General features: G+C 59.0%; 7 protein-coding genes. 2 read left to right on the top strand and 5 right to left on the bottom strand.

From position 1 onward, the window contains the following. Nucleotides 1-246: 246 nt before the first annotated feature. A complete protein-coding gene (locus tag CO655_RS25435; protein ID WP_097667282.1) occupies nt 247-2,508 on the top strand; it encodes a bifunctional diguanylate cyclase/phosphodiesterase in 2,262 nt (753 codons plus the stop codon). A 5-nt stretch (nt 2,509-2,513) separates the two neighbouring features. On the opposite strand, the gene CO655_RS25430 is transcribed toward CO655_RS25435, so the two are convergent. The 5 genes from CO655_RS25430 to speB all read right to left on the bottom strand — a co-directional run bounded on the left by CO655_RS25430 (nt 2,514) and on the right by speB (nt 9,044). Next, a complete protein-coding gene (locus CO655_RS25430; RefSeq protein ID WP_097667281.1) occupies nt 2,514-3,947 on the bottom strand; it encodes an NAD-dependent succinate-semialdehyde dehydrogenase in 1,434 nt (477 codons plus the stop codon). A 17-nt stretch (nt 3,948-3,964) separates the two neighbouring features. Further along, a complete protein-coding gene (gene ggt, locus CO655_RS25425; RefSeq protein WP_097667283.1) occupies nt 3,965-5,557 on the bottom strand; it encodes a gamma-glutamyltransferase in 1,593 nt (530 codons plus the stop codon). Nucleotides 5,558-5,574: 17 nt separating this feature from the next. Next, nucleotides 5,575-6,957, bottom strand: coding sequence for an aspartate aminotransferase family protein (locus CO655_RS25420; RefSeq protein ID WP_097667280.1), 1,383 nt, complete (start codon nt 6,955-6,957; stop codon nt 5,575-5,577). Nucleotides 6,958-7,079: 122 nt separating this feature from the next. Beyond that, nucleotides 7,080-7,922 (bottom strand): transporter substrate-binding domain-containing protein, encoded by an 843-nt coding sequence (locus tag CO655_RS25415; RefSeq protein WP_004671707.1) that lies wholly within the window; start codon nt 7,920-7,922, stop codon nt 7,080-7,082. Nucleotides 7,923-7,997: 75 nt separating this feature from the next. Continuing rightward, entirely contained in the window at nt 7,998-9,044 is a 1,047-nt protein-coding gene (gene speB, locus CO655_RS25410) for an agmatinase (RefSeq protein WP_097667279.1), read from the bottom strand. A 179-nt stretch (nt 9,045-9,223) separates the two neighbouring features. Here speB and CO655_RS25405 point away from each other — a divergent pair, with 179 nt between their 5' ends. Further along, nucleotides 9,224-9,922, top strand: a complete 699-nt coding sequence (locus CO655_RS25405; protein ID WP_010029967.1) for a GntR family transcriptional regulator — start codon at nt 9,224-9,226, stop codon at nt 9,920-9,922. Nucleotides 9,923-9,948 lie beyond the last annotated feature (26 nt).

The following is a 9,948-nucleotide window of genomic DNA, read 5'->3' as shown; positions in this document are numbered from 1 at the left end:
TTGCAGAGATCCGGACATTCCAACTTCACCGCCACATTGTATGTAGCGGGGTACATTCTATTTCCAAGCGCGACATGCCCGCCTCCTCGCTCGCCCTCCCGGCTCCGCAAAGGTGGACGCAGCCGTGCGCGTCGAGCTCACCATATTCCCCACTGGATTGTCTTTCCTGCAACCGGATCGGCGGTTTAGCGTTGCCTTAAAGAAACCGTGCAAGGATGCAAGCCTGTCATTCACACTGGCGACCTGATGACGTTTCGAAGCAATACAAAGATAATTCGCAGCCTCGCGGGCTCCCTGATGAGCCATGCGAGCGCATTCGCTCCGGCACTATTTGCGGCCATTATCGCAGCCATCGTCGTCTGGGTGGCAACGGACTGGCGGCTTGAGCGGTCGTTGGCCGACGAACGCTCGGTTGTTGCCGGCGAGCTTGCGACGATGTCATCTCGATTGCAGACGAACCTCAATAGCAATGTGAAGCTGTTGCAAGGTTTGGCGGCGGGTATCGCGGTCGATCCGGCGATGGGCCAGAACAGATTTTCCAAACTTGCCGCGCAGATTCTGCAGCCTGAGTCACAATTGCGAAGCTTCGCTGCAGCGCCCGACATGGTGGTCCAGTGGGTTTATCCGGAAAAAGGAAATGAAAAGGCCATCGGACTCGACTACCGAAAAAATGAGAAGCAACGGGCCGCCGCGATGCTGGCGCGCAACACCCACAATATCGTCCTGACAGGCCCGGTGGAACTTGTCCAAGGCGGAACGGCTTTCATTGTCAGGTGCCCGGTTTATATCGACGACGGAAACAGCCAGATCTTTTGGGGGCTGCTTTCGGGAGTCATCGATATTCCGAGGCTATACCGGGATAGTGGTCTTAGTTCGACCGACCTGGAGATCGCCATCAGCACGACGCCGGAGCCGAACTCGGCCAAACAGGTGTTTCTTGGCAGCCTGGAAACTTTTGGGAAGAAACCGGTCGTCGCCTCCGTCGATATGACGTACGGCCGGTGGTCCCTCGCCGCACTTCCGAGGCATGGATGGGGCCAGAATAACGGCATCGGCACTTTTGAGGTTTATGCCAGCCTGTTGGCCTTGTGTGTCGTCGCGCCGATCGTCTGGGTCGGCTTTCTGACCAAATCGCGCCAGAAGACCATCGAAAAACTTCGCCTTCACAAGAGCAAGCTCGTACGAGCACGACAGAGGCTGGAGCACCTGTCACTGCATGACGCCCTCACCGGGCTACCCAATCGGCGGTTTGTCGACCAGATGATCTCGCAGCCGCCAAGGCCCGATCCGCAAGACCGCCTGATCCTTATCCATATCGACCTTGACCGGTTTAAAGAGATCAACGACACGAAGGGGCACGCCGGCGGCGACATGGTCCTGCAAACAACGGCTTCGCGGCTTGCCGATTTGACCGGCCCAAACGACGTCGCGGCGCGCATCGGCGGAGACGAGTTCGTCTTCGCCAGTTGGAGCAGCAATCCCGAGCCTAAAGCAACCGAATTGGCCAGGCAGATCGTCGACACGCTGCAGCAGACCATCTTTATCGATGGAGCCGGTTATGTGGTCGGCGCAAGCGTCGGTGTCGCCTGGGAGACTGAACGCGCTCGCGACCGCGATCTCGGTCAGCTGCTTCTGAATGCCGACTTGGCTTTGTACGAGGCGAAGAAAGCCGGCCGCGGCCGCGCCGCCGTTTTCACCGAAGAGCTTCGCAGAGCCGCGATCCATTCAAAAGAACTGGCGGATGAATTCAATCAGGCGCTCGACCGCGATGAACTCGTTGCGTTCTTCCAGCCACAGTTCAATGCAAGCACGCTCGATATCGCAGGCGTCGAAGCGCTTGCCCGCTGGGATCATCCGCGAAAAGGTCTGCTCGGCCCGAACGCGTTTCTGGATGCTGCGGAAAGGCTGGGGCGCAGTGGCGACATGGACAGGCTGATCCTGCAAAAGGCGCTGTTCGAGCTGATACGATGGGACGGCTTGGGAATGCAAATCCCGCGGGTTTCAGTCAATATTTCAGCGCGCCGGCTGGCGCAGGCCAATCTGCTCGGCGAGCTGTCCGAGCTTCCCGCAGCAAAGGGTCGGCTCTGTTTCGAGCTGCTCGAAACGATCTCCTTCGATGAGCTTCAGCTTGCCCTCAATGAGGTCATTCCGGCAATCAAAGCGCTCGGCATTGAAATCGAGATCGACGATTTCGGCACGGAACATGCCAGTATCGTCAGCTTGCTTCGATTTGAGCCACGAAGGCTTAAGATCGATCGAGAGATCATCAAACCGATCATCGCGTCTGCATCTCAACGCCGTCTGGTCTCCTCGATTATCGAAATCGGCCGGTCGCAGAACATCGACATCGTTGCCGAAGGCGTGGAGACAATGGAGCATGCCAAGATCCTGAAAGATCTCGGCTGCCATTTGCTGCAAGGTTACGCTCTGGCCCGACCCATGACCTCGGAGCAGTTGATCGAATTTTGCCGTATGAAGGATAGAGAAGCGGCAAAGGCGGGCCGATAGCGTCCTCAAGCAGCCTCGGTGACGAGTTTCGTATTGAGGTAACTCTCCATGGCTTCAGAGCCGCCTTCCGAACCGTAGCCGGAATCCTTTATGCCTCCGAAGTGCAGTTCCGGCAGCGCCAGCCCATGATGGTTGATCGACAGCATGCCACTTTCGATATCGCGAGCAAGGCCTGCGCTGGTCTTTGCCGAAGTTGTGTAGGCAAAGGCCGCCAGGCCGTATGGCAGGCGGTTGGCCTCCGCAATGGCAGAATTGTAGTCCGAAAATGCACTCACGATCGCCAAGGGGCCGAATGGTTCTTCGCTGAGCACGCGGGCATTCTGTGGAACGTCGGTAAGAACCGTCGGCTGGAAGAAGTTGCCGAGATTACCGATCCTTTTGCCGCCGGTCGCAATCTTCGCACCATGCATCACCGCGTCGGCCGTCAGCGCCTCCATGGCCCCTACCCGCCTCGCGTTGGCAAGCGGTCCCATGGTCACGCCGTCGCTCAATCCATCGCCGACGGTGATCGCCTCGGCCGCCTTTACCAGGCCATCGAGGAATTTATCGAAGACGCGTTGCTGAATGAGAAACCGGGTCGGCGCGACGCAGACTTGCCCGGCATTTCGAAATTTCGCAGCGGCCAATAGCCTGACTGCGAGATCGATATCGGCATCATCGAACACGAGCGCAGGCGCATGGCCTCCGAGTTCCATAGTCACCCGCTTCATGTGGGCGCCGGCCAGCGAGGCCAACTGCTTTCCAACGACGGTCGATCCGGTGAAGGAAATTTTCCGGATAACGGGGTGCGGGATCAAGTGATTTGAAATATCGGCCGGAATTCCGAAAACGAGATTAAGGACGCCCGCCGGCAGACCCGCATCGGCAAAGGCGCGAACAAGTTCGGCGCAGCTTGCCGGCGTCTCCTCCGGCCCCTTCAATATGATCGAGCAGCCGGCTGCAAGGGCGGCCGCGACCTTGCGCACAGCCTGGTTCAGCGGAAAGTTCCAGGGACTGAAGGCCGCTACCGGGCCGACAGGTTCCTTGACCACCATCTGCCTGACATTGCTCGCTCGCGGTGGGATCAGCCGGCCGTAGGCGCGGCGGGATTCCTCGGCAAACCAGTCGATGATGTCGGCAGCCGCGACTGCCTCCGCCTTGGACTCAGCGAGCGGTTTTCCTTGTTCCAATGTCATTATTCGCGAGATCGCCGCAGAGCGCTGCCGCAGGATCTCGGCCGCCGCATGCATCAGCTTTGCCCGCTCGAACGCATTTATGCGCCGCCATTGCTCAAAGCCGGCGGCGGCGGCCGAAAGCGCTTGGTCGAGATCATGAGGACCGGCATTGGAGACACTGCCGATGACGTCGCCCGAGGCCGGATTGACGACGGACAGATCGTCGTTTGAACCCTGCCTCCAGGCGCCATTGATGTAAAGTTGGGTATTCGGGTATCCCGACATTCAGCTCTCCACCGCCTCTAATAGCCGAGCGCGCAACCATCTTTTCGATGATCGGAAGCGCCCAGCATCGTCTTGTGTTGATCGTCTATCCAGATCGCCTGGGCGCCGCCGATCGCCCAATTCGGTGCGACGACCTTGAAGCCGCGAGCTTCGAGATCACGCCCGATCGAGGTTCGCAGAAGCGCTTCGGTTTCGATTGATGTCGTGCCGGGAAGCGGAAAGAGCCGAGGCAGATCAATCGCACTTTGTATGTCCAGATTGAAATCGAACAGCTTGGAGAGGAAGTGGGCATGGCCCATCGCCTGATAGTGCCCACCCATCACACCGAACGACAAGACGCTTCTGCCATTGCGGGTGACCAGACCTGGGATGATCGTGTGCATGGGTCGCTTGCGCGGCCCCATCACGTTCGGATGCCCCTGCTTCATACTGAAGCTTTGTCCGCGATTGTGGAACAAGACACCGGAATTCGGCGCCATCAATCCGCTTCCGTAAGAATGGAAGATCGAATTGATGAAGCTGGCGACATTTCGGTCCTTGTCGACAACCGAAATGTAGACCGTGTCCGCATGCTCGACGCCGTCGATGACGCTCTCGGCATCGGCGATCGTATTCAGATCGATCCTGGCGGCAAGGCTGTCGGCGAGTTCGTCGGACAACAGGAAGTCGACCGGCATGGTAGAGACGGCCGCGTCGGCGACCCATCGATCGCGGGCGGCATAAGCCAGCCGCGTGGCCTCGACTTCGATGTGCAGATTGTCTACATCAAGCGGGTCGCCTTTGCGTTCAAAACGCTCCAAGATCTTCAGGATCATCAATGCGACGATACCCTGCCCGTTCGGCGGGCATTCATGCACGGTCCATCCGCGATATGTCGCGCTGACCGGCTTCACATATTCGCCGGCAGCTGACGCGAAATCCTCAACTGTATGGAGGCCGCCAAGGGAATTCAGCCGGGCCACCATGTCGGCTGCCACCGGGCCGCGATAGAAGCCGTCACGGCCTGACGTTGCGATCGTTTCCAGCGTTTGCGCCAGTTGAGGCTGATATTGAACCGATCCCACCGGCGGAGCCTGATCGTCGATCAGAAAAAGGCGACGTGCCGATGGATCGCGCAGCAGCAAGTCGCGTTGGTTCGAAATATCGGCGGCAACCCGTGGCGTGATTGCATAACCGTCGCGAGCCAATGCAATAGCCGGCGCAAGGATTTCCGACAGCGGCATCCTGCCGTGATCGGCAACGAGGCGGGACCAGGCGTCCACCGCCCCAGGAACGGTCACCGCATGCGGCGATGACCGCTCAATCGAACTGATGCCGATTTCCTGAAACCAGTCAAAATGCGCCGCCGCCGGCGTGCGCCCCGAGCCGTTATACGCAATGACATCGTCATTTCCATTCGACGCCAGCAGCGCAAAGCAATCGCCGCCTATGCCGGTGGATCCGGCCTCGACGACACATTGGACGGCACAGGCGCCGACGGCGGCGTCGATGGCCTTGCCGCCGGCTTTCAGGATCTCGATCGCTGTCAAAGTCGCCATCGGGTGTGATGTCGCCGCCATGCCATTGCGGCCGACGGCCATCGATCTTCCCGGCAATTCGAAATTTCGCATATCGTCGCTTCCTTCGCTCAATAGAGGCCGGTTGCCCTCGCCCATGTATAGGTATCATCCAATGCGCGCGTGGAGCGATCGAACAATTCGTGGATCTCTGCCTCGGTGATGATAAGCGGCGGGCAAAGCGAGTAGTTGTCGCCAAGGGCGCGTGTGATGACGCCATGGACCTGGGCTCGCCTGCCTGCGTGAATGGCAATGCCGTCCGTCGGCTTGAACGGCTCCTTCGTTTCCTTGTTGCGAACCAGTTCAAGGGTTCCGATGAGCCCACGACCGCGGGCGTTGCCGACGAGCGGATGGTCGCCAAGTTCGTTCAACCGCCGCTGGAACACCGGGGCGATGGTGCGGACGTGGCCAACGATGTCACGTTCCTCGTAGATTTTCAGGGTTTCCAGGGCGACGGCCGTCGCGACCGGATGGCCGCTATAGGTGAAACCATGTCCGAATGTTCCGATTTTCTCGCTCTCGGCAACGACCGCGGAATGGATCTTTTCATTGATCATCAGGGCGGAGATCGGCTGGTAGGCGGCCGAAAGCTGCTTTGCCATGACGATCATATCCGGCTGAAGCCCGAAGCTTTCCGAACCGAACATCGTGCCGAGCCTGCCAAAGCCGCAGATGACTTCGTCGGCGATCAGCAGCACGTCGTATTTCTTGAGGATTGCCTGGATCTTCTCGTAGTAGGTCGGCGGCGGAACGATGCAGCCGCCGGATGCCATCAAGGGCTCGGCGAAGAATGCGCCGATGGTTTCCGGTCCCTCGGCAAGGATCATCTGTTCAAGCGAATTGGCACAGCGCGTCGCGAATTCTTCCTCCGTTTCGCCCGGGCGGCCGTAACGATAAAACTCCGGGCAGTCCGTATGCAGCACCCGATCAATCGGCAGATCGAAATCACGGTGATTGTTCGGCAGTCCGGTCAGGCTTGCCGAAGCAATGGTCACGCCGTGGTAAGCCCGCATGCGCGAGATGATCTTCTTCTTTTCCGGCATGCCGATGGCATTGTGATAGTACCAGACAAGCTTCATGGCCGTGTCGTTGGCCTCGGAACCGGAATTGGCGAAGAACACTTTCGACATCGGAACCGGTGAAAGCTGAATGAGCCGTTCGGCAAGTTCGACCGCCGTCTCATGCGTTTTGCCGCCGAAGCTGTGATAGAAGGGCAATTCCTTCATCTGGCGGGTCGCCGCGTCTACCAGACGTTGTTCGCTGAAGCCCAGCGACGCGCAGAACAGGCCGCCAAGACCTTCGATGTATTTGTTGCCTTCGCTGTCGACGATGTGGATCCCCTCGCCCCTGGTGATCACCAGCGGGCCATCCTTCAGATGCTGCGAAGCGTTGGTATAGGGATGAAGAACAAACGCAGCGTCCCGAGATTCGACGGAGTTGAGAAGGATGGTCACAGAGGTTCTCCAAGTGGGGGTCTATTTCAATGGCGGCTCCTGGCAAAGCTGCGCCGGTCAGCCGGCGCGACCTACTCGGTGCACCGGCTGCCCATTGCTGCCGAGGGAGCTTTGCCGCTCAATCAATCAAGGGATGTCTTGATCCACTTCTGCGCCAACTTGTTGATCGTGCCGTCGGCTTCGGCCGCTTCGATCGCGGCGTCGAACATCGACTTCAACACCGTATCGTCCTTGCGAAGACCTGCCGCGATCCCCTGTCCAAAGACCCCGCCTTTGAAGGTCGGGCCGGCGATCTTGTAGTCCTTGAAGTCGTCCTTGCCGAGCGTTGCAGTCAACGAGGTTTTCTGGGCAACGACGGCGTCGATGCGACCGGCCTGAAGGTCCAGATCATGCTGCTCGACGGTCTTGTATTCTCTTGGATCGACAACGCCCTTGAAATAGGTATCGAGAAAGACTGCGTTCGCCGTCGACACCTGGGCGCCCACGGCTTTGCCTTTGAGGGCGTCCCGAAGGGGCTGCAACTCCTGCTCGACCTTCGCCTTATCAGCGGCAAGGTCGACCGTCGTCCCCGTCCCCGGCAGATCGGCGAGAGGACCGGTTTTCTCGACCATGAAGGCGGCCGCGGTCGGGGCATAGGGCTTGCTGAACGAGATGACGGCAAGGCGCTTTTCGGTCACGATCATCGAGGCCATGATGGCATCGAACTTCTTGGCATTGAGCGACGGAATGAGCCCGTCCCAGTCCTGGGCGACGATGGTGCATTTCACCTTCATGCGGGCGCAAAGGTCATTGGCGAGATCGATCTCGAACCCGGCCAGCTTGCCGTCAGGACCGGTAAAATTCCAGGGCTCGTATGCGCCCTCGGTCGCAATGGTGATTTCGGTTGGTTTCGTCTGCGCGGCGGCAGCGCCGGCCGAGATGACGCCGAGCAAAGCGGACGTCAGCAAAAGCTTTGATACTTGCATGTTTTTATTCCCCTTTTTGGTGCGCCCTGCCCTTTTCCCAAGCAAGGCTGTTGCAGACTCCGCGATGTCCATTTGCTAGGACGCGCGAACCTTGATTGCCTCGGCCGCAAGGCAGAGGAGTTCGAACAAAACCTGAGCGGCAATTTGCGCCGTATTCGACGTCGGGTCGTATTGCGGAGCGATCTCGACAACGTCGCCGCCGACAATGTTCAAGCCGATGAGACCGCGCAGAATGCCAAGCGCCTGCGCCGAGGTCAGGCCGCCGACTTCGGGGGTTCCCGTGCCTGGCGCGAATGCGGGATCGAGAGAATCGACGTCGAAGCTGACATAGGTCGGCCCCGCCCCGACGATGTCTCTCGCCTTGGCGATGACGGCGCTGATGCCGAGATCACCGACCTCCTCCGCATGAATGACGGTCATGCCGGATGCATACGAGAATTCCCATAGATATTCGGAATTGCCACGAATTCCGATCTGGATCGTCCGTCTGGGATCAAGCACACCATCGAGAACCGCCTGGCGAAAGGGTCCGCCATGGTGGAATTTACATCCTTCGAACGAACCGCCCGTGTCGCAATGCGCATCGATGTGAATCATCCCCACAGGACGATCCCTGCCAACAGCCCTCAGGATCGGAAGGCCGACCGAGTGGTCGCCGCCGACGGCCAGGGGCACGACCCCCGCCTCTATCAAACCGCCGACAAATTGCTCGATATCGTCATGAGATGCCGCAAGATCGAAGCGGCTTTTGAACGGGACATCGCCGACATCGGCAACACGTGCATGGGCAGTCGGGACGGTCCGCAAGACATGATCGTAAGGGCCAACCCGGTCGACGTTGCGGACAGCTCTTGGCCCGAACCGCGCACCCGATCGGTTTGTCACCCCGAGATCCATCGGAATGCCGAAAAGCGCAATATCTATATCGGTAAAACTGGGTGCGGCGTCTGGACGATACGGGGCCTTCAGCAATGTCGGGACGCCGCAGTAAGGCGCCTGGCGACGATCGCCGTCGCCGAAGACCAGGTCGGCCACCTTCCGAAACTCCGGATCGAACATCTCACCGCCTGAAGCGTTCGAAAAGCGCTTCCGCAGTTCGTCCAGACTGAGAATCTCCGGCATTGGACCTCCAGGTGTTGCGACCGAATCGCCGGCGACTTTCGAAACCCGGCGAAAAAGATGATTGCTTGTTGTAGCCAACATTGTATACATAATCGTATTCCGCTTGATCGAGCAAGAGGGAAAAAGTTATGGTGTCGCTCACCGAGCGGTGAATAGACCAGAGGCAGAGGGGGAATCGATTGGCATCCACCAAAACGGAACAGCGCGGATCATTGCGTGAGAGCACCTATTCGCAATTGAAGGACCTGATCCTCACCGGCCAACTTCGCCCCTCCGAGCGCCTTTCGGAAGTGACGCTCGCCAAGCGTTTCGGCGTCAGCCGAACACCGCTGCGTGAAGCGCTGATGAAGCTGGAAGAAGAAGGGCTTATCGTCGGTCAGCGGAATTTCGGCTACACGGTGACCGATCTCGACGTCACCAAATTCTGCAATCTGCTGGTTGTTCGCGAAGCACTCGACGTTTGCGCGGCGCAACTCGCCTGCGAGGTGGCGAGCGAGGAAGACCTAGACCGGCTCCGGGACGTCATTGCCCAGATGGTTGAACTGAAGGATACGACGAATAAGACGCCGTCTGACGCGGCCCGCAACCTGGATCTTGGACTATACATCCATCGCGTCATCGTGGAATCGACCCGAAACGAGGCGCTCGTGAGGGTGACGGATCAAGTTTATCAGCAGCTTCGCCTGGCCCTTTGGCTCGAAGTTCTCTGGGTGGATCTGGAGCACACGGACCTCGACGAACACCGGGCGATCGCAGACGCCATCTGTGCACGCGACCGGGAGGCGGCGGCCGCAGCAGCTCGAGCGCATGTGCAAAGCTCGCTCAAAAACATGTCGAAGCTCCAGCGCATCTGGGCGCATCGGCGCGCATCCGACTGACGCGCAACCCGATCTTTTATCAAGGG

This window comes from Rhizobium sp. M1, assembly GCF_002531805.1.
GTDB classification, from domain to species: Bacteria; Pseudomonadota; Alphaproteobacteria; order Rhizobiales; family Rhizobiaceae; genus Rhizobium; species Rhizobium etli_C.
Note: the sequence above shows the minus strand (reverse complement) of the source record. Positions and strands in the feature narration are given on the sequence as shown.

Excerpts from the sequence above, each read along its gene's own strand:
- CO655_RS25435 (WP_097667282.1), top strand. The coding sequence starts at position 247 with ATGACGTTTCGAAGCAATACAAAGATAATTCGCAGCCTCGCGGGCTCC.
- CO655_RS25430 (WP_097667281.1), bottom strand. The coding sequence starts at position 3,947 with ATGTCGGGATACCCGAATACCCAACTTTACATCAATGGCGCCTGGAGG.
- CO655_RS25415 (WP_004671707.1), bottom strand. The coding sequence starts at position 7,922 with ATGCAAGTATCAAAGCTTTTGCTGACGTCCGCTTTGCTCGGCGTCATC.
- speB (WP_097667279.1), bottom strand. The coding sequence starts at position 9,044 with ATGCCGGAGATTCTCAGTCTGGACGAACTGCGGAAGCGCTTTTCGAAC.
- ggt (WP_097667283.1), bottom strand. The coding sequence starts at position 5,557 with ATGCGAAATTTCGAATTGCCGGGAAGATCGATGGCCGTCGGCCGCAAT.